General features: G+C 33.7%; 16 protein-coding genes. 5 read left to right on the top strand and 11 right to left on the bottom strand.

What is annotated here, in order from left to right; all coding sequences use genetic code 11:
• Nucleotides 1-60: 60 nt before the first annotated feature.
• A complete protein-coding gene (locus tag AC4BC5_RS09490; protein ID WP_490495157.1) occupies nucleotides 61-4,770 on the bottom strand; it encodes an InlB B-repeat-containing protein in 4,710 nt (1,569 codons plus the stop codon).
• Between the two features lie 177 nt (nucleotides 4,771-4,947).
• Here AC4BC5_RS09490 and AC4BC5_RS09485 point away from each other — a divergent pair, with 177 nt between their 5' ends.
• Genes AC4BC5_RS09485 through AC4BC5_RS09475 form a run of 3 tightly spaced genes read left to right on the top strand, consistent with a single transcriptional unit; the run spans nucleotide 4,948 to nucleotide 7,193 of the window.
• Complete coding sequence (locus tag AC4BC5_RS09485; RefSeq protein WP_490495156.1) at nucleotides 4,948-5,451, top strand: RNA polymerase sigma factor; 504 nt, start codon at nucleotides 4,948-4,950, stop codon at nucleotides 5,449-5,451.
• Nucleotides 5,435-6,673: a hypothetical protein gene (locus tag AC4BC5_RS09480; RefSeq protein WP_490495155.1), complete on the top strand. Its 1,239-nt coding sequence runs from the start codon at nucleotides 5,435-5,437 to the stop codon at nucleotides 6,671-6,673. The genes AC4BC5_RS09485 and AC4BC5_RS09480 overlap by 17 nt, the downstream gene beginning before the upstream one ends.
• 43 nt (nucleotides 6,674-6,716) lie before the next feature.
• On the top strand, nucleotides 6,717-7,193 hold the full coding sequence (locus AC4BC5_RS09475; RefSeq protein ID WP_490495154.1) for a YehS family protein: 477 nt from the start codon (nucleotides 6,717-6,719) through the stop codon (nucleotides 7,191-7,193).
• A gap of 54 nt (nucleotides 7,194-7,247) precedes the next feature.
• Here the strand turns inward: AC4BC5_RS09475 and AC4BC5_RS09470 are convergent, their stop codons facing one another.
• The 6 genes from AC4BC5_RS09470 to AC4BC5_RS09445 all read right to left on the bottom strand — a co-directional run bounded on the left by AC4BC5_RS09470 (nucleotide 7,248) and on the right by AC4BC5_RS09445 (nucleotide 14,292).
• On the bottom strand, nucleotides 7,248-8,102 hold the full coding sequence (locus AC4BC5_RS09470; RefSeq protein ID WP_490495153.1) for a Nif3-like dinuclear metal center hexameric protein: 855 nt from the start codon (nucleotides 8,100-8,102) through the stop codon (nucleotides 7,248-7,250).
• Between the two features lie 14 nt (nucleotides 8,103-8,116).
• Nucleotides 8,117-9,505, bottom strand: a complete 1,389-nt coding sequence (locus tag AC4BC5_RS09465) for a PTS transporter subunit EIIC (protein ID WP_490495152.1) — start codon at nucleotides 9,503-9,505, stop codon at nucleotides 8,117-8,119.
• Between the two features lie 95 nt (nucleotides 9,506-9,600).
• Nucleotides 9,601-10,452 (bottom strand): PRD domain-containing protein, encoded by an 852-nt coding sequence (locus AC4BC5_RS09460; RefSeq protein WP_490495151.1) that lies wholly within the window; start codon nucleotides 10,450-10,452, stop codon nucleotides 9,601-9,603.
• An 8-nt stretch (nucleotides 10,453-10,460) separates the two neighbouring features.
• Nucleotides 10,461-10,907 (bottom strand): PTS sugar transporter subunit IIA, encoded by a 447-nt coding sequence (locus tag AC4BC5_RS09455; RefSeq protein ID WP_490495150.1) that lies wholly within the window; start codon nucleotides 10,905-10,907, stop codon nucleotides 10,461-10,463.
• Nucleotides 10,908-11,208: 301 nt separating this feature from the next.
• A complete protein-coding gene (locus AC4BC5_RS09450) occupies nucleotides 11,209-13,152 on the bottom strand; it encodes a bifunctional metallophosphatase/5'-nucleotidase (RefSeq protein ID WP_490495149.1) in 1,944 nt (647 codons plus the stop codon).
• A gap of 225 nt (nucleotides 13,153-13,377) precedes the next feature.
• On the bottom strand, nucleotides 13,378-14,292 hold the full coding sequence (locus tag AC4BC5_RS09445) for a LysR family transcriptional regulator (protein ID WP_207871527.1): 915 nt from the start codon (nucleotides 14,290-14,292) through the stop codon (nucleotides 13,378-13,380).
• Nucleotides 14,293-14,566: 274 nt separating this feature from the next.
• Between AC4BC5_RS09445 and AC4BC5_RS09440 the strand changes: the two genes are divergently transcribed.
• Together AC4BC5_RS09440 and AC4BC5_RS09435 are read left to right on the top strand one after the other, a co-directional pair.
• Complete coding sequence (locus tag AC4BC5_RS09440) at nucleotides 14,567-15,403, top strand: phosphosulfolactate synthase (protein WP_207871528.1); 837 nt, start codon at nucleotides 14,567-14,569, stop codon at nucleotides 15,401-15,403.
• A 39-nt stretch (nucleotides 15,404-15,442) separates the two neighbouring features.
• A complete protein-coding gene (locus AC4BC5_RS09435) occupies nucleotides 15,443-16,834 on the top strand; it encodes an MmgE/PrpD family protein (protein WP_490495148.1) in 1,392 nt (463 codons plus the stop codon).
• Between the two features lie 353 nt (nucleotides 16,835-17,187).
• Here the strand turns inward: AC4BC5_RS09435 and AC4BC5_RS09430 are convergent, their stop codons facing one another.
• The 4 genes from AC4BC5_RS09430 to AC4BC5_RS09415 form a co-directional block, all read right to left on the bottom strand.
• Complete coding sequence (locus AC4BC5_RS09430) at nucleotides 17,188-17,808, bottom strand: Fic/DOC family protein (protein ID WP_490495147.1); 621 nt, start codon at nucleotides 17,806-17,808, stop codon at nucleotides 17,188-17,190.
• On the bottom strand, nucleotides 17,801-17,992 hold the full coding sequence (locus tag AC4BC5_RS09425) for a hypothetical protein (protein ID WP_490495146.1): 192 nt from the start codon (nucleotides 17,990-17,992) through the stop codon (nucleotides 17,801-17,803). Before AC4BC5_RS09425 ends, AC4BC5_RS09430 begins: the two co-directional genes overlap by 8 nt.
• 832 nt (nucleotides 17,993-18,824) lie before the next feature.
• Nucleotides 18,825-19,739, bottom strand: a complete 915-nt coding sequence (locus tag AC4BC5_RS09420; RefSeq protein WP_490495145.1) for a hypothetical protein — start codon at nucleotides 19,737-19,739, stop codon at nucleotides 18,825-18,827.
• Between the two features lie 13 nt (nucleotides 19,740-19,752).
• Nucleotides 19,753-20,637 (bottom strand): hypothetical protein, encoded by an 885-nt coding sequence (locus AC4BC5_RS09415; RefSeq protein ID WP_490495144.1) that lies wholly within the window; start codon nucleotides 20,635-20,637, stop codon nucleotides 19,753-19,755.
• Nucleotides 20,638-20,641 lie beyond the last annotated feature (4 nt).

Below are 20,641 nucleotides of genomic sequence, written 5' to 3'. Positions count from 1 at the left end.
TCATTTTTCCGTTTTTTTGTTAGAAAGTATATCCTAACTTCTTTGCTTGTTCTATCTTAATTACTTTGCAAGAGTTGTCCCAGTTTCGTTCATATAACCAATCCAATTCCCTTTATTATCATATAAAGTTAAGTAACGTGCGCCATTGTAATGCACATAATACCCTTTTGCTAAAACTTTTTTATTATAATATTTGGATGAGTGACTGCGTTTTTTCCAATTAAAATTTTGCCAAATATCATAATTTTTACTCTTAATCGTTACATATTTTCCATAACTTTGATATGAACCAACTTTATTATTAGATACTGTTGTACCTGTTTCATTCATATAACCAATCCAGTTTCCTTTATTATCATATAAAGTTAAATAACGCGCGCCATTATAATGTGTGTAGTATCCTTTTGCTAGAAGCACTTGACCATAATATTTAGAAGAATGATTACGTTTTTTCCAATTAAAGTTTTGCCAAATATCATAATTTTTACTCTTAATCGTTACATACTTCCCATAGCTCTGATATGTGCTCATCTTATTATTAGATACAGTCGTTCCTGTTTCATTCATATAGCCAATCCAATTTCCATTGTTATCATATAAAGTGAGATAACGGGCTCCATTCGTATGTTCATAATAGCCCCTTGCCATTACTACTTGGCCATAATATTTAGAAGAACGGTCTCGTTTTTTCCAATCAAAATTTTGCCAAATATCATAATTCTTGCTCTTAATCGTTACATATTTTCCATAGCTTTGATACGGACCAACCTTACTTTCTTTTATCCATTTTGCATACAAAACTTGATTACTTGTTACAAGCGAATTAAAATTATAAGCTTTTTCAAGTTTCTCATCGGTATACCAACCATCAAATTTGTAGTCTTTTTTAATTGGTTTCTCAGGTTGTGTTACTTTCTCATTTTCATGAATGAGTTGAGCTTTGATTGCTGTCCCACCGTTACTCTCAAATTGAACTTCTAATTTTCTGTTTGTAATTTCAAAAGTAACTGTTTTAATTCCTGTGTAATTTCCGTTTCCAGTTAATTCAATTTCAGCTGTACCAATGCCTATATTATTTTTATAAACGAAGCTGTAATCGATGTCTGGTTTTAATGTGATATTCCCATCGTTAATTGTAATAGTTGGTGTTTTGGCTTTTCCATCGTAAACGAAACTAGTCTCTGAAAGCGTTACAGTCAATTCTTTTAACGATTTTTCAGTAATCGTAAAAGTCTTTTCTAGAATTCCACTGTAATTGCCTTTTCCGGTAATTTTAGCCGTTGCTTGTCCAACTTTTGTGTTATTCGCGTAAGAAACAACATAATCTGTCTCTTGTTTTAACGTAGTATTTCCGTCTTTCACTGTAACAGTTGGTACTTTGACTTTTCCATCATATGTGAAAGTAGTGGATAATAGTGCTACTGTAGCTTCTTTCAAAGCTTTAGCTGTAATCGCAAACGTCTTTTCTAGGGAGCCACTGTAATTGCCTTTTCCGGTAATTTTAACAGTCGCTTGTCCAACTTTTGTGTTATTCGCATAAGAAACTGTATAATCCGTCTCTTGTTTTAACGTAGTATTTCCATCTTTCACTGTGATTGTTGGTGTTTTGGCTTTTCCGTCATAAATAAAGCTGGGTGAAGATAGCTCAAAACTTGCTGCATTCAATTCTTTAGCAGCAATTGTAAAGCCTTTTTCAATTACTCCACCATAATTACCTTTTCCTGTAATTTTAATTGCTGCTTTCCCAGCTTTCGTGTTATTCATATAAAAAACTGTATAATCTGTCTCTTGTTTTAAGGTAGTATTCTCGTCTTTCACTGTGACAGTTGGCACTTTGGCTTTTCCATCATATGTGAAAGTAGTTGACGATAGTGTCACTACTGCATTTTCCACTGATTTAATAGTAATTGTAAAGCCTTTTTCAATAGTATCACTGTAATTTCCTTTTCCGATAATTTTAACCGTTGCTTGGCCAACTTTTGTGTTATTCGTATAAGAAACAGTGTAATCTGTCTCTTGTTTTAAGATCGTATTTCCATCCTTGACTGTGACTACTGGTTTTTTGGCTTTTCCATCATAGACAGCATTAGCTTCTGAAAGTGTCACTGCCAATTCTTTTAACGATTTTGCAGTAATCGTAAACGTTTTTTCTAGATTCCCACTGTAATTGCCTTTTCCGGTAATTTTAGCCGTTGCTTGTCCAACTTTTGTGTTATTCGTATAAGAAACAGTGTAATCCGTATCTTGTTTTAAGGTCGTATTCCCGTCTTTCACTGTGACAGTTGGTGTTTTCGCTTTTCCATCGTATGTGAAAGTAGTTGATGATAATGCTACTGTGGTTTCTTTTAAAGCTTTAGCTGTAATCGCAAACGTCTTTTCTAGGGTTCCGCTGTAATTGCCTTTTCCAGTAATTTTAGCCGTTGCTTGACCAACTTTTGTGTTATTCGTATAAGAAACAGTGTAATCCGTATCTTGTTTTAAGGTCGTATTTCCATCTTTCACTGTGACAGTTGGTGTTTTGGCTTTTCCGTCATAGACAATATTTTTATCCGATAGATTTATCGCAAAATTTGACGTTGAAAAACTTGCTTTAATACTTACTTCAAAATTGTACGTTGTTTTTAGTCCTTTTGAATCAACTACAGACACTGTATATTTTTCCGTTCCTAATTTTGCGGTATCTACGGTCTTATTTACAATCAATGATTTAGTAAGATCGCCATCTTCATAATCAGAAGCTGAAAAATAATTAGCTAGTGTAAATTTATCGCCTCTATTCAATTCAATTTTCTTTTGTCCGGTAATTTCTGGTGAAGCATTGCCAGTTCCATCTGTAGATTTCACACTTGGAAGAACAGCGATTTCTTTTGACGTTTTATTTCCCCAAACATCAATAAATTGAACAGAAAGTTTTTTTGGATCTTTGAGTTTTAGATTTTTAATGATAAAACGACCATTCGTTGTGTCGATTTTTTTTCCTTCAAAATACAAATCTTTAACTGGAACATATGCTCCTGTAAATGAAACAACCCCATCGTATGAACGTAGCACTTTGTCATCAATTCGTAACGGCAATTCTTCATTGTAGTTATTAGTAGATACCATTGATGAAATAGAATTGCTACCTTTAAGCGAAACTAGTCCATTATAAAAACCATAGACATAACCAAATTGAATTGTTTGTGCATAGAGTTTTTTAGCTTGAATAGATGTTGCATTTAATCCACCATAAACATAGATAGTTCCTTTTACGATAGAATTTGTCAACGTCAATACTGCATCAGGACCGATATATAAATCTGATTCAATTGTTTGATTGTTCCAACTTTCGGAAGATGTTACCCATATTGCATCGGTATTTTTGTTGACGTTAGTGTAGTCGTTGGGTATTACTTCAAAAATGTCTTTATTTGTTAACGATATCCACTCATCATTTCCATTATTATCCATTGATGAAACAGAATTAACCATCCATTGACCTTCTGCTGTATTTTCAGTAATATCCATACTGAACTCATATCGTTGGGTTTTGTTATTATATGTTGCATATAATAATGGACTGGTTTTACCACTTTGGACGTGTTTTAATTGTATATAAGTACGTGATGAATTTACTCCACTCATATCATCCGTAATCTCAACACTTACCGTAACTTTATCGCCTACACTCACTTCCGTTTTATCAACTTTAATTGAATCAATATTAATGACTGGTTTTGTGACATCAACTTTATTTGTATTCTTAACCGTAAATAATCCTTTATTCGTTAACGATATCCACTCATCATTTCCATTGTTATCCATTGATGAAACAGAATTAACCATCCATTGACCTTCTGCTGTATTTTCAGTAATATCCATACTGAACTCATATCGTTGGGTTTTGTTATTATATGTTGCATATAATAATGGACTGGTTTTACCACTTTGGACGTGTTTTAATTGTATATAAGTACGTGATGAATTTACTCCACTCATATCATCCGTAATCTCAACACTTATTGTAACTTTATCGCCTACACTCACTTCCGTTTTATCAACTTTAATTGAATCAATATTAATGACTGGTTTTGTGACATCAACTTTATTTGTATTCTTAACCGTAAATAATCCTTTATTCCTTAACGATATCCACTCATCATTTCCATTGTTATCCATTGATGAAACAGAATTAACCATCCATTGACCTTCTGCTGTATTTTCAGTAATATCCATACTGAACTCATATCGTTGGGTTTTGTTATTATATGTTGCATATAATAATGGACTGGTTTTACCACTTTGGACGTGTTTTAATTGTATATAAGTACGTGATGAATTTATTCCACTCATATCATCCGTGATCTCAACACTTACCGTAACTTTATCGCCTACACTCACTTCCGTTTTATCAACTTTAATTGAATCAATATTAATGACTGGTTTTGTAACATCAACAGCAAATGGTTGTATCCTTGCTGAAGAATTTTCTTCTTCCACAACTGTTTCTTCTGTTTCGACACTACTATCAACAGTATTTTCTGTAGTTGATTCTACAGACGTCTCCTCAATACTTTCTGTTGATTCCACATCTTGAGCTATACTACTTTCAGTTGTAAATTCAGGTATCGGTATCGTAGCACTACTTAAAGTTGATTCTAGTTGTTCTGTACTGCTACTCACTGCTGTAGACTCAACCGTATTTTCTGCTTGTTCTGCTAATACAACCGCACCCCCGATTGGTTGTAAAAACAGTACTACCCCCATAAACAAACACCCTATTTTTTTCATTCCATGCACTCCTTTACGTTTTAAATAATTATACTTCTAAAATGTAAGTAGAACAATCTAATTTATGTCTATTTACACACAAAATCAACAAAAAACGCTATTTTTTTACGAATTCAGTTAATAAAGCTGTAACCAAACTCACCCTAAAACGTTATATTAGTAAAAGGAGGGGTAAACATGAAGGAAAAATGGGTGGAACAATTAATTGAAGACGTTTATCCTTCTATGCTCCTTTATGGCATTTCGTTGGCTAAGTCGCGATATGAAGCAGAAGATCTCGTACAAGAAGCGTTGTATCGTTTTTTATTAATCTATGACCAATTGGAAACCACCAATTACAAAGCCTGGTTGTTTCGTGTCATGCGTAATTATTATTTTGATAAACAACGAAAAAGAAAGAAAAAAACATCACTATTAACCAAGCTAACACCCTTTTATCAAGAAGAAACAACGGATATTCTTCATAAAATTATTCAACTAAAAGAACATGAACAGCTCTATCAAGCAATTGAAACACTCAAAGAACCGTATCAGGAAATTCTTATTGCTTATTATTTTTTAGATTTATCTGTAAAAAATATTGCTGAAATGACTAATTTGAAACTAAGCAATGTCAAAGTGTTATTGCATCGCGGTAGAAAGCAATTGAAGGAGGTCATGAGAAATGAAAAATTATCGTGAACGATTAGAAAAATATCAAAAGCATGAACTATCAGAAATCGAAGCCGAAGCATTTGAAAAAGAATTACAAGATGCCGCTGCTCTTTTTGATTATTTGATGGAACATGAAGAGTTAGAGAATTTTCACCCATCGAATGATTCTAACTCTCTTTTCAAAGAAGATAAGCAAATGAAACAGAAAATTCGTAAACGTCTTTATCGAATGATTGCGTTAATAACAGTCGTCGTTCTGTTGATCGTTGGTGGTAGTAGTTACGTTCTTCCTAAAATACTTGATGCGTATTATTACAATCCGCTGGAAAATCAAAAAATGGCGGAAAATAATTCTTCCAGTGAATTACAACCTAGTCATTTCGAGTTGTATCAGCGTGTTTATCATCAAGTGACTTTGGATAAAGATCGGTTTGTAGAAAATTCCATCACTAAAATTGGATCTGCGAAATATCAAATTCATCAAATTAACTTCAATGATTTTAGAGGAACGCATAGTGTCTACACGTATATAATGGACAAAGGGGAAGTCGATACAACCGCAGTCCCTACTAACAATAATACTTCTTTAATTTATAATCATTCGGGCTCTTATCCTGAATATTCCATTTATGATGATGAAAAATCCGATACTAATACAAGCAAATTAAAATCTAAAATTGACAGCCTTCCAGAATCTTCTTGGCTAAAGTTACGCTTGTCCTTTCAAAAATCACTCACTTGGCAAGAATTGCAACAGTTCATTTCCGAACATCCAGAAGTTATTTTTTACACAGCAACGCTAAAAGATTCTTATAATTTAGGTGTAAGATTAGATTATGAAGATAACTACCAAGGGGCTTTAGGTGGTTTTGTCACTCAAAGGTATGCTTCAAAATTTGTTGAAAAATTAGAAAAAAAATACCCTCGGTTAATTAGTTTAACTGGTGCGCTTCCTCCTTCTACAACCGACGAAGAGGTCAAAGAATTTTTAATTTCTAACTTTACGTACCTTTTGAAACATCCAGAAGATAATTTAGAGAAGATGATGAATGAATCTAGTTCTCTAGTTGAAGACGAAAAACAAAATTATCAAAATGCCCTTACCACTTTAAAAAATGATGAACTGGAATTTAGTCATATTGAAGTAGCGATACCGAAATCCGTTTATTCTACATTTGTGACAACTGAAAATTTCTATTACGTTACATTAGAAGATTTATCGCTTTTTTCAATGTATCAAACAGAATAACGATAAATCTGTTATAATCAAAGGGAAATGGAAGGTGTTAAGTATGAATCATAATGATCGTTTAACGCGTTTACGCTATGCGCTAGACATTAAAGATAACGATATGATAAAAATTTTTGCATTAGGTGGCGTAACTGTTACTAAAGAAGAAGTTCGAGAAATGTTGAAGAAAAAAGATGAAGAAAATTATGAATTAGCATTAACCAATGAAAATTTTGAACGTTTTCTAAATGGTATGATTACTTCTCAGCGTGGCGTGCGTGAAGGTGCTCCTGAACCTGCGCTAGAGTTGCATAATGGCAATGCCAATAACTTGTTGCTAAAGAAATTAAAAATTGCCCTGTCCCTAACTAGTGAAGATATGTTAGAGATTTTAGCGCTCGCAGGAGTGAACGTTTCTAAAGGAGAACTAGGTGCCATTTTACGTAAAGAAGGGCATCGCAATTACAAACCTTGTTTAGATAAATATGCGCGTAATTTCTTAAAAGGTTTAATGTTAGAATATCGTAAAGATAAATGAGAAAACACCCTTATCAGCTTTTATGCTGATAAGAGTGTTTTTTTTCTTTGATACTTAAAAAGCTTGTTCCACTGTATAATAACTAAAAGAATCGCCAGACTGTACGAAGTGACAAGGAATATCCCCCACAAGTTCTGGTAAATACGTCAGCATGTATTCCATACCTACTTCTTCTAAATTAAAGTGACCTACAGAGAAAATAACTTTTGGATGTCCTGAAAGTGCCGCATCTCGCACATATTCACTTAATGTATAGTCAATCACTTCCATTGCAATAATTCCATCGATATTTTCTTTTTCTACTAGCTCAATTTTGTCATTGTCATTTCCCATCACATGTAATGGAATATGCACATTAGAAATTTTGGCTTGAGGATCACCGATTAAACGCAAGCCATTTAGACTTAGCTTTTCAACCAGATGCTTCGCTACTTCTTCTGCTGTAGTTTCTGGAAGCGTGTAGTTTACTGGAAAACGCATATCGCCTGTTTGATAGTCTTCCCAACCTAATGCCTTCATGACACCGTAAAATATCCCATCGCTCAAACCATCTGGTGTTTCCATACCGGTATGAATATACCCATGATTACGCCAGACAACAATGTTATGTTCTTCTAATAACTTCACTTTCTTTTGATAAACAGAATTATCTTTTAACCAGTCTGTCTTATCTCCATGGTTCCAAAAAAGTGCTTCATGAGCAATAATTAAATTTGCACCTTTTTCGATAGTTTTTTCAATCACTTCAAATGAAGCAAAACAAGTTGTTACAATTCCCGTACATTCTTGCTCAGGATTACCATATAAATATTTATCTCCAGTTTTTTCTGGATCAATTGGTTGGTTATCCCAGTAATCAATCCCTGAGTAATAATTTTTAATTTGTTCAACAGCTTCTGAAATTTTCATGCTTTTTCTCCTCCTTAACCTAAACTTTCATCTAATTTTGTAAACCACATAATAACAAATCCAAGAATAAAGGCTACCGATAGTGTAATAACTAAAACAGTGTAGTTAGAAGATGGTCCACCAAAAAAGCTTGCTAATCCGTAAATACCATTTGAAATATTTAAAACATATGCTTTCAAACCTAATAAAGAAGCTAATACACTAGCAATAAAACCAGAAATCATGCTTGCAAGAATTGGTGTACGGTAAACTAAATGTAGTCCGTACAATTGTGGTTCACCTACACCACCTAATAACCAAGTTAAAAAATAACCTGTCGCAAGTGATTTTTTCTTTTTATCCTTAAATTTAAAGATACAAGCAACACCCACACCTGCTGAAGCCCAGCTCGCCATAATCATCGCTGGAATAACAAAGGCATCATAACCTTGTACCGGGAATGTTACGAATAAAAATGAGAAAATAACCGGGTGCATGCCTGCCATTACAATTAATAAGAATGTTCCGCCAAGAATGCCTGAAGCTAATGGTCCGGCAACTTCGTAAAGAGAAATCAATCCATTACCAACATAATTTCCTAAGAAAGACCCCAATGGACCTAAGATACATAAAGCAATCGGTAAAGTAACAAGTAAGGTGCCAAATGGAACACCAAATACTTTTAATGATGTTGGTGTATATTTTTTAAAGAATTTTTCGATATAAGACATCGCCCAAACCGAAAGCAATACTGGGAATAAGGTACCAGAATAATTTTGCAACGCCGCAGGAATACCATAGATATTAAACGCTGTACCGTCAGCTGCTAATTGCATCAACGTTGGATGCAAGAAAATTACACCTAAGAAAATCCCCATCATCTCATTCATACCAAAACGTTTAGCAGCTGTATAGCCACCAAAAACAGGTAGGAAATAAAAACCCGCATCTCCAATAAAATCAAATAAAATATAAGTAGAGCTTGTTTCAGAAATCCAGCCCAATAATTGTGGTCCTAAAACAGCTGCAATTGTTTTGGAAAAACCCGCACATAATAAAATAGGAATTAACGGTGTCATACATCCTGAAATAACATTTAGAATATTGTCTATTGAGTTCTTCCATGAAAATGATTTTTTCTCTGCTTCTGTCACTTGCTCAACAGCGTCTTGTGTTGTAATTGGCGTGATTTTTACTACTTCATCGTAAACATTCGCAACATCAGGTCCAATAATTACTTGAAACTGTCCTGCTTTGTTGACGACCCCAGACACTTCAGACTGTGATTTAATCGCTTCTTGATTTGCTTGATTAAGGTCTTTTAAGACAAAACGTAAACGTGTCATACAATGTGTCACTGATTGAATATTTTGTGTACCGCCAATATTTGTTACAATAAATTGCGCTAATTCTTGATAATTCATCTTTTTTCCTCCTTATATTTGCACATATATAAGGTCTAGCCAGCCAAACTGTCACTATCCATTTCTTTAAAATCCATTGCCCTCCTTTTAATTGTTTAATTATGAAATGATTCTTTCGCAGTCGTTAACCGAATAACGTGAATCAATAAAAACAAACGTTCATTTTCAATTTCTCGGTGATATTTATTTGCAATAATTATCATAATTTTTGATACGCATTCTGCTTGCCTTGGATAACTTTGAAGCAGTAACTGTATCATGTGGTTGCTGTCTTTATACTCAATTACACCATTTTGTACAATTCTTTGAAGCAAAAAGCGGATGTGCAACATAAATCTTGCATAATCTAATTCCTTTTTTTGCACATTAATTTTAGGGAATGCTTCTTGAACAACCTTCATGATTTCATCCATTGTATTGGTTATATTGACCGTGTCTTGAAATTCAACATCCATTTCAGAATTCACAATATGAATTGCAATAAAATTAGCTTCATCATTGGGAATTTTTATATCAAATCGTTCTTTCATGACTTCTACAGCTTTTAATGCTAGCTGATGTTCTTCAGGGTAAAGTGCCTGAACATTCCACAAAAGCGAGCTATCAAATTGAATGCCCATAGAAATCCGTTCCAATAAATTAGAAATGTGATCGGTTAATGTAATATAAATCTTGTCATTGATTTTTTTGGTTGTTGTTTTCTTTATTATATCGATGATTTCCTCAGCTGTTTCAATGACATCTTCAGGAATATCCATGATAACTTCTTGATATTGACGAACGGTTTCTTTATTATCGAGAGTAAATATTTTCTCTGCTTTTTGATTATCTGCCTCTTCACCAGCTTTTTTTCCAAACGCAATTCCTTTTCCTTTAACAACAATTTCTTCATCATTTTTATCCAAACTAATGATGGTGTTATTATTTAAAACACGTTTAATAATCATTTTTTTACCTACTTTATTGTAAGAATGATATCCTTGTTGGTTAGTTTATTTTTAGAAGTATTTTTTTCTAGTTCTTTTCCATTTGCATTAGTAATAATCATAATGACATCATTTTCATACCCAGCTTTTTTAACTGCTTGATAATCCATCTCCACTAAAAGATCGCCAGCTTTAACTATCTGTCCTTGTGCCACTTTGCTTACAAAATATTGTCCGTTCAAATCAACGGTATCCACACCTAAGTGAAGCAATAACTCCACTCCATCTGCCGCTTGTAATCCCACTGCATGACCCGTTGGAAAAACAGCCGCTACTGTCGCATCCACAGGCGAAACAATCTGATTTTCTTCTGGTATCACAGCTATTCCGTCACCCATCATTTTTGTAGAAAAAACTTCATCATTTACTTCTTCAATTGCTTTTATTTCACCAGCTACAGGACTAAAAATATTCATCCTATCATCCTCTCCTTTCCTAAAAAAAAGCAAAAAAGACCCATTTACACAGAGCCCCATGGCATCTGGTAAACCGGTCATGCTTGGCCGAACCAATAACATTCCTTAATTACTGAACTCATACTAACATATAAAAAACACAATGTAAACCCTTTCCAAAAAATTTATTTTCACTAGTTAATTCATACTATTGCACCATTGATTATTTTTTAGAAAAAAACTAAAGTCTATAGAGACAAAAAGAGACGCTAGAAAAAATATTTGCGTCTCTTTTTATCCGATAATTTTTGTCAGTTCATGCTTATTTACTACGTTTTTCATTAATCGCTTTGTACAATTCACCTGTTGTTTGAACATCTTGCAACTCTTCAACAGCTACATTGGCTTTTTTAGCTAATGTATCAATATCTTGTTGGGTTACTTCATCGTTGATATTGATTGACGCAATGTTCGTCACTTTGCCTTCTTCCATGCTAGGCAATTCTAAAATCTCTGCATTGACTAAATCAACGACATCTTGGCGTACTTCTGCGTCATTTTCTACGCCAATAATTTTCCAATTGTTTAGCAGAACACCTTCATATACGCCATCTTTCTCTTCTTTAATATAACGAGCAGACAGTTCTCTAATGCGACCTTCTACTTCACCAAATGCGTCTTGAGCAAAAGTGGAATAGCCTTCTTTAAATTCTCTACCGGCTAACGGTCCATCTTCAGATACTAAAAAATTCATTCGATATTGATTCATCCCAATCTTCAAGGCTTCATCTTCTTTGATTGGTGTATCGTCTAGGCGTCTCAAATTAACAATTCGTTCACCTGGTTCTTTTGTAAGATCAATCTCATATTTCACATTGTAAAAACGGTCATTTGTATTGTATTTGCTTGTTCGACGTTCTGGATTAAAGCTGACTGTCACATCCCCCGGTCTCGTTTGATTATAATAGTCAGCGCCCCATTCCATATAATCTTTTAAATCTTTACCAGTGATTTCATAGACCGTCACTTCACCATCTGTAAATTGATAGTTTCGTGCAATGTCTTTTTTCTTAATTTCTCCCATATCTAAAGACGGTGTGTCAGTATCAATTTGAAACGCGACCACATCAGCTCCTTGGCTATAATGAAGCATCACTTCACCAAAGAAATTGACTAAAGGTGTTTCTTGAATTTGTGCTGCTGAAATCCCTTGAATCTCATTTTCAGGAACTAAATCCATGCCTACAAGTTCGCCTAATACTGTATTTTCATCTTTTCTCGCACGTTCATGCGAAGGCTTTAGTAATTCATTAATTTCAGGATCTTCTTCATAGCCAGCCACTTCTATAGCAGAACCAGATTTGTCTTGCACTTCATAACCATCCTCATTTTTAGTTAAGGTTAAATCCACACGCGAAACAAAACGGCCATATTTATCAGGTTCAACAATCAATACATCATTGATGAACTCTTCTTCTACCAATGTATGCATGTGACCAGCAAATACCACATCCAATTCTGGAACGGCTTCTGCCATATCTGCTACGCCAGTATTGTGCACATCGTTTTCATTCGATATTCCCATGTGAACAACACCAACTAAGACATCGACATCTTTTTTCAACTCTTTTACCACTTCAATCGTTTCTTTGACAGGATCAGTTAATTTTTTTCCATCAAAAATATCTGTATCTTTCTTAAACTCCGCAACTAATGGCGTCGTCATCCCAATAAAACCAAGTTTCACACCATCGCGTTCCACAATTTTATACGAATCAAAATACGGCGTTCCATCTTCCAACTGTACGTTTCCAGCTAAAACACCCCCATCAAACTGCTCAGTGATATTGTCCAAAACATCAAATCCATAATCGAACTCATGATTTCCCATCGTCCAAACATCATAATCCAAGGCTTTTAACACTTCTGTGGCTGGATGATGGTCATCATTTTTAAACAATTCCGCTGAATTATCTTGAATCAAATCACCCGCATCAACTAAAATTGTATGCTCATTGTTATCGCGAACTTCTTTGACAATCGTACTAATTTGCGCAAAGCTTCCCGCCTTATTTTCCACATCCATCGCATAATCCCACGCCATATAGCGACCATGAATATCCGATGTCCCTAAAATAGTGATTTGTTTCTCTTCAGAATTAGCGCTCTCCGTTTCTTTGTCTTCACTGGTCGTATTAGTCGCACAGCCAGCAAGTACTCCCATGCTTAATAAAACAACTACTTTCTTGTTTATATATTTCTTCATATTCCCCATCTACCCTTAGCCCTTTCTAAGGATATTCCTCCTCTACACTTTTTGAAAACAGTTTCAAGAAATAGCATAACATACTGCGGTTTTATGGGCAATTGAAGGAACACTATTAGTTTTCTTCAAGTGAAATATGAAAACTTTATCCAAAATAAATAACATCTTATTACTGTCCGCTGAAGAGATAGTGATTCCTCAATATCTCCATTCATGGCACCTTTGTTACTTTTCGTACAACTCATCCCCTAAAACCGTACATAATTCTTTTGATTCTAAGTCTAAAATATAGTCATGCAAGCTTTCAATAAATCCGTTTATTTTTTGGTTACGTGCTTCTCCTTGACCCATTTTATAAATTAAGTATAGCGTGCGATGAATGTCACTTTCTGTGGGAACTGTTTTAATATGATCATTTTTTTGAATGATATCCTGATAAACACATAACGGTACGATTGCCCATGTATCTTCTGATTCTAGATAATCCATCAGCAGTTCAGGAGAATCCAGCGTAATTCTTGCAGGAATACTACTATCCCATTGACGATAGTACCAATCTTTATAATCCGGTCCCCAGCCAATATAGATTTGATCTGACCGTTTCAACTCATCAAGCTGATGATAATTAGAAAAGCGGTTATCATAAATAATCAATAACGGTTCATTGATTAACTCTTTTGTGGTTACTTGATTCGATTGATAGGGTTTAGAAACAATGCCAATATCTATATCAAACGAATTCACCATACTATAAATCGTTCGATTCCAATGTGAACTGACATGAATTTGATAGGACTCTGCTAAATAACTTCTATAAAGACCTCGAAATAAATAAGTATTCACACTTTGCGGCGCACCAATTTTTAAATGTGGAAGTAAGGGTGCTTGTTTCCACTCATTCACTTCATTTTCTAATTCGATATATCGTGCGGCATAATCCAAAAATTCAATACCCTTTTCCGTGAGTTCTAGCTTTTTTTTACCCGAACGACGCTTAATTAAACGTGTGTCTAGCTCCTCTTCTAAAGCAGATAACCGGTCTGAAAGCGTCGATTGGCTAATATATAACTTGTCTGCTGCTTTTGTAAAATTGTTTGTTTCAACAATCGTTAGAAACGCATTAATCTGATTTAAATTCATCACTTCACTCCTAATCATCGGAAAAACCGATAGTAATAACGAGAATCTATATTTATATATAGAAGCTACAATGCTACTATAACACCAAGGTTACATCAACACTTTATCACACATTAGTAAAACAGTCGCCATTATTTCTTTATTAGAAGTTAATTTTTTTGATAAGGAAACTGATAAAAACGGAAAATACGTTTATAGATATAACAGAGGAAAGGTGGATAGTAAAAAGTAATTAGCAAACTTCAATTTAAACTTAGAAAAGGATTGTGATTATATGACAAACAATAAAGCATTTTCAAAAATTAGACATAATAGTAGACCAAAAAAACCAAGAAAATATGGTGTCAGTGAAATCCGTGGCCCTTACTACAATGTTATGGGTGAACGCTATTTAAGAGACATTATGGAAACAATGGGCGAACATGTAGATATCATAAAATTTGCTGGTGGTTCATTCTCCTTAATGCCAGAAGATCAATTAATCAATTTCATCAATATTTGCCATGAATATGATGTAAAAGTGGATACTGGTGGTTGGATGGAATATGTCTTGACGCAAGGTATCGAAGCAGTTGACCATTATATTAGCGAATGTAAAAGATTAGGCTTTGATATTATCGAAATTTCAACTGGATTCCTAACAATACCAAGTGACGATATTGTGCGCTTAACCAAACGTGTGCAAGATGCTGGTTTATTGGCTAAACCAGAGATTGGCATTCAATTCGGTTCTGGAGGAACAAATACAGTTGCACAAAACGAAGCTGCCGGTTTAACAGACATCGATAAAGCAATCGAGACTGGTAAAAAATGTTTAGAAGCAGGCGCTTATATGTTAATGATCGAATCAGAAGGCATTACTGAAAGTGTGGATACTTGGCGAACAGATATGGTCTCTAAATTTGTGAAAGAATTGGGGACAGAAAAAGTGATGTTTGAAGCTGCTGACCCGAATGTTTTTGCTTGGTACATTAAAAATTATGGTCCTGAAATCAACCTTTTTGTCGACCATAGCCAAATTGTCCAACTTGAAGGTTTGCGTAGAGGTATTTGGGGCAATACTGAATTATTTGGTCGCGTCCTTACATTGGATGACGGCAAAAACGATTAATCTTATTTTTGAAACAGTTAGAATATGGAGGTTGAATAAATGACGAACACGAACATGACTATGGTTGAAGAACTTGCTGAATGGACTGCTCAACTACAATGGACAGATTTATCAAAAGAAGCAGTTGACTCATTAAAAGGACGTTTACTTGATAGCATCGGTGTTGCCATTGGCGCACTTGATGGTAAACCAATAAAAGCTATCCGTCAAATGACAGACGATTTAGGAGGAAATCCCTTAGTTACCTTAATCGGTGGTGGAAAAACAACACCAGATTACGCTACCTTCTACAATGGTGCAGCAATTCGTTATCTTGATTATAACGACTCTTATCTAGCAAAAGAAGAAACGTGCCATCCTTCAGATAATATCGCACCCGTCCTTGCTGCAGCTGAATACAATAAAATTAGCGGCAAAGAATTTTTAGTGTCATTAGGTATCGCTTATCAAGTACAAGCTAGACTATCTGAGCTAGCACCGGTTAGAAAACATGGCTTTGATCATACTGTTCAAGGAGCTTACGGTGCCGCAGCTGGCGCTTCACGAGCACTCGGTTTAGATGCTACGGGTATCGCAAATGCCATCGCAATCGCTGGCACGACGCAAAATGCTTTAAGAGTCACCAGAACTGGAACTTTATCGAATTGGAAAGGTTTAGCGTATCCAAATACCGCCATGGGTGCTGTTCACGCAACACTCCTCGCTAGTTATGGAATCACTGGCGCTCGTGAAGTGTTTGAAGGAAATAAAGGCTTTATGGACAGTATTGCCGGTTCCTTTGAAATCGATTGGTCCAAAGAAAATCTTAAACGAGTAACCGATACAATCATAAAAAAATATAACGCAGAAATTCATTCCCAATCCTCTATCGAAGGTATCTTGGAAATTCGAAATAACCAACAAATAGCTGCACAAGATATCAAACAAATCCGACTAGCAACTTTCGATGTTGCATATAACATTATCGGCGGCGGAGAAGAAGGCGAAAAGAAAACCATCAAAACAAAAGAAGAAGCCGATCACTCTCTTCCTTACATGCTTGCTGTCGCCTTTTTAGATGGACAAGTGATGCCAGAACAGTACGAGACTAACCGCATTAACAGTGACGACGTGCAACAACTATTAAAAAAAGTAGATGTTCAAGTATCCGACGAATATAGCAATCGTTTCCCACAAGAAATGGCCTGCCGAATTGAAATTGAAACAAATGACGGGACTATTTTCTCTGTAGAAAAACAAGATTACGAAGGCTTTACCACCAATCCTGCCTCTTGGGATGTCTTACTTAAAAAATATCATTATTTAACCAAAAACATTGATAAACAACTAGCGGATAAAATCGCCACAACTATCCAACATATTGATGAAATTGAGATTATAGAATTAACTTCGTTGTTGGGTCAGGTTAGGGTTTTGAATGGTGGGGTTTAGGAGAATACTAGAAAATAGACTGTTTCATAAAAAAATTCAATTTCATCAACAATCAATTTTTGTTGCCTGATGAAGGTTGTTGATGTACAAAAAAAGTCATCAGGGGAGTTTTATGTTCCTCTGATGACTTGAATAGCTCTTTAACAATTAGTATTGGTAGAAACTACTAGCACTAATTGTTAAAGAGCCTGTTTATTTAGACTGAAACCGTTTAGCCCACAGACCTTTCCATTCATTCTACAATTCACTATCATTCTGTAAATCCTTATGAATTAACATTTTAAAAAGTTATTGGCTCTAACAATCCTCCTTAAAATCTATATCAGACAGGGAAATTATTTCAACTGACATAATCACTCTTCAATTTTCTCTAACAACGAACTGATTAACTGATCTAACACCTTTACATCTGAATAAACCGTTCCATCCATATATTGCTTGTAAACTTCATCTTCTCCATCAACATTTATCAATAGCTCGTATCCTTTTGCTAAGGCCAAAACTCTTACAACTTCACGCTGCGTTCTGCCATTTCCCTCTCTATATGGGTGCATGTAATTTAAATTATCTAAAATCACTGCCAATTTAGCTGATATCTGACTCACATCATGAGCATTATCGTAATAATCATTAAATAATGAATTCATATACTGCTCACCTGTAGCAAAAGACCGCATTGCCATAAATGCCTTTCCTTGCTTAGAAATGTTCACCTTTCTATAATTTCCAGCCCATTCATATAACTCCGAAAAAAGCATAAAATGAATTTTACACACATCTCTCATTGAATGTACTAAAATTGGAGAAACGTAAAGATCTAGAGCCTTGATTCTAACCAGCTGATATTCTTGTTTCACTAGTTCTTCGAATTCTCTAATGTTAAATTTATTTCTTAATACAGATGAATCTGAGTAAGTATACTCATTGTCAGGATCATCATAGTAGTACTCTTCATATAAATCACATTTACTCATACAATTTCTCTTTATTCTTTTGAATGATATATTGCTTCATTTCTTCTACATCTCGTTTTTCAGGCTCCCAGCCTTCAATCATATTCGTACTTAGTGCATACCAAACACCCTTGAACTCTTGTTGAGAGTCAAATTGAACACCCATAATCGTTAGTTTAGATTTATCTATGTCTAGAGTTGTCATAAGTAGCACTTCCTTTATTAATTAGTTACCCTTATTGTATCTTATTTTTACTGAAATTTCAGTAATGAGGAATGGAGTTTCATGCTATGATACAACATAAGCATCTAAATTTGCACTTACTATTATATCCTGTATTCAATTGATAATAATAAACTTGTTCAGCACGATTTTTAATATCTATTAGCAATCTTACATAATTAGAAGAAAGAGATGTACTAGAGAACTGACTACCTTAAGCTAGTCTATAATACTAGTTCAGAAGAGCAATGTGTTTTTTCAACGTTTACAAGTACTCTGCACATTTCCAATATTGTGAATGATTTTTTAAGATATATTAAAAAAATATACTTTACTCCATATCACTCCTAGTAGATTCAATCATACGCATGCTAGTTTATTATTGGAAGATGGGGAATCTTTCAAAGTCATTCAAAAACAACTAAGGCAAGAAAATAGTAAAGTAACATTAGAAATCTACATATATTACAAAAAACAAACTGACAGGTACTGTAACAAAATTGGATGAGTTTGCTTCAACCAAGTCTAATTCGATGTAAATCAATCAAATTTTAGCTAGTACGCCAAAATCCACGCCAATTTTTTTCAAACGAAACAAAAAATGCGTAATAAACGCCTATATATAAGCATTTATTACGCATAATTTTTATTAACCCACAGACCCTTCCAATGGAAATTTGGAAGATAATTAACTAATAAAATCAATAATATCAGCACTCTTTGATTATAAAATACTGATACTATTGCTACATGATATTGCTTGATAGTAATCAAAACGTACCCAAAAACGAATCCAATTTTGCAGGTAGAGAAGTTATTTGAAAAAATTTATTTTTCTAAACCATTTTGATTTCTCTGTTTCTTTAAAATAAGAAACAACGCTGCCATGACTTATTCCAACCTGACATGCACAAAAAAATAGTAAAAATAAATTCATTAATACTAAAAATCCAGATTCAAATAAACCAATAAAAAAAGTTTTCTTTAATGAATAATATAGCATATTAATATACCCATACGGCAAGAATGTCATTAATATCATCAGAAATATTTGTATGTTTTTAAATTCTGATTCTAGCGAAAAAATTCTAAAGCAAATAGGATAAATCAGTATGACAATAAAAAATAGTATGTTATACCAATTTTTTTCGATAGGTTCTGTAATTATCTTAAATATAATTTCTTTCAAAAAAAATAAAGTACATATTTCTATAACTAAAATCAAAGCATAAGATAATCTTTTAAATACATTACCAGCTATTTCTTGTTTACTTCTTTCCCAATCTAATTTTAATAATAAACTCAGTCTATATATTAATTCATTTCTGTCCCTATTCCAGTCATCGTTATCATAGCGACAATTATCCGATGATATCGCTAACTTATTTTGTATTGTATCAATAATTTCCCAAACGTACCCATCATATTTTACCCATAAAGTAATATTATCAGTTTTACTAAAAAATTTTTTGTTCCCATATGGATTAATTTTACAAATAATACTATTCAATAAATATAATACATGATCTTTGTTCTCAACTTTTTCTTTTGATAGTTCTTCGATAAGCCGTCTAAGTTCTTTTCTCCATTCCACTCGTTCTTTGGTAATATTATCTATTTTTGCAACATGATTACGATTAACCATATTAAATAATTGATTAATCACTGCTGAAATTACCGTTGAACTTATAATTGCAGGGATTAAATACTTGATTATATACTCTTTCACTCCTTCTACATCCTCACTCTTCTATCTCATCTGAATATATTTCTTTTATATCTTTTATTTCACTGTAAAAATCAAAATCATATTTTTCTATTTTTTCACACAGTTTTTTAGTAATAAGCTTTCCTCTTACCTCAATTCTTTTATTTGTATTCACTAGAAATTCCTCAATTTGACTAGCATTCGGTAATATAGGGGTATCTTCTTGAAAATGGTCCTTCCAAAGTTCCATTGGTTTATACTCATTTTTAGAAACATAACATTCTAAAAAGTATTTTTTAATAAATGACTCCCAAGCTGATCCGTCTAAAAGATTAAGAAAATCATATAATGATTTTAATGTTAAATCCCAATAATCTTGTGAGAAATTATACCTACCTGTATTCATCCAATGAGGAAGTACCGTGAAATTTCCAATTGTATGAGTTGATAAAGCAAATTTTGACAATTCATGAAAATTAGTGCTAACAGTATTAAATTTCAAATAGTTATTACATTTAATTAAACCGTCAAGATATGTAGTTACATAGAATCTGGAATTCACTTCCAAATTATCATTAAAAATTTTTTCTTTGTTATCTGACTCACGAATACTTCTTCCAAATGTGGTAATAAATGAATTCATTGTTTCACCTCGAATGATATCATCCTTATCAGATTGCCAATTCAAAATTTTATATATAGGAAAAGCTTCTTTATCACAATCAGCATGTTTTCCTGATTTTCCAGTAAAGTTAAATTCATTTTTTACATCTAATTCATTATTTTTATATCGTAAATAATGTTCAATATTATCTTGAAATACTTTATCATTTCCCGAATAACATCTTTTAAAATCATATTCCCATGGCTTGATTTTATTAACATCACAATACTCAAAAAAATTTTCAACTGTATACATTTTT

It is taken from the genome of Enterococcus sp. AMC2644, assembly GCF_058216475.1.
This window is presented reverse-complemented; position numbering and strand designations above follow the sequence as displayed.

Coding starts and splice junctions, on each gene's coding strand:
- AC4BC5_RS09485 (WP_490495156.1), top strand. CDS start 4,948: ATGAAGGAAAAATGGGTGGAACAATTAATTGAAGACGTTTATCCTTCT.
- AC4BC5_RS09455 (WP_490495150.1), bottom strand. CDS start 10,907: ATGAATATTTTTAGTCCTGTAGCTGGTGAAATAAAAGCAATTGAAGAA.
- AC4BC5_RS09415 (WP_490495144.1), bottom strand. CDS start 20,637: ATGTATACAGTTGAAAATTTTTTTGAGTATTGTGATGTTAATAAAATC.
- AC4BC5_RS09480 (WP_490495155.1), top strand. CDS start 5,435: ATGAAAAATTATCGTGAACGATTAGAAAAATATCAAAAGCATGAACTA.
- AC4BC5_RS09460 (WP_490495151.1), bottom strand. CDS start 10,452: ATGATTATTAAACGTGTTTTAAATAATAACACCATCATTAGTTTGGAT.
- AC4BC5_RS09465 (WP_490495152.1), bottom strand. CDS start 9,505: ATGAATTATCAAGAATTAGCGCAATTTATTGTAACAAATATTGGCGGT.
- AC4BC5_RS09490 (WP_490495157.1), bottom strand. CDS start 4,770: ATGAAAAAAATAGGGTGTTTGTTTATGGGGGTAGTACTGTTTTTACAA.
- AC4BC5_RS09440 (WP_207871528.1), top strand. CDS start 14,567: ATGACAAACAATAAAGCATTTTCAAAAATTAGACATAATAGTAGACCA.
- AC4BC5_RS09430 (WP_490495147.1), bottom strand. CDS start 17,808: ATGAGTAAATGTGATTTATATGAAGAGTACTACTATGATGATCCTGAC.
- AC4BC5_RS09470 (WP_490495153.1), bottom strand. CDS start 8,102: ATGAAAATTTCAGAAGCTGTTGAACAAATTAAAAATTATTACTCAGGG.
- AC4BC5_RS09475 (WP_490495154.1), top strand. CDS start 6,717: ATGAATCATAATGATCGTTTAACGCGTTTACGCTATGCGCTAGACATT.
- AC4BC5_RS09445 (WP_207871527.1), bottom strand. CDS start 14,292: ATGAATTTAAATCAGATTAATGCGTTTCTAACGATTGTTGAAACAAAC.
- AC4BC5_RS09425 (WP_490495146.1), bottom strand. CDS start 17,992: ATGACAACTCTAGACATAGATAAATCTAAACTAACGATTATGGGTGTT.
- AC4BC5_RS09435 (WP_490495148.1), top strand. CDS start 15,443: ATGACGAACACGAACATGACTATGGTTGAAGAACTTGCTGAATGGACT.
- AC4BC5_RS09450 (WP_490495149.1), bottom strand. CDS start 13,152: ATGAAGAAATATATAAACAAGAAAGTAGTTGTTTTATTAAGCATGGGA.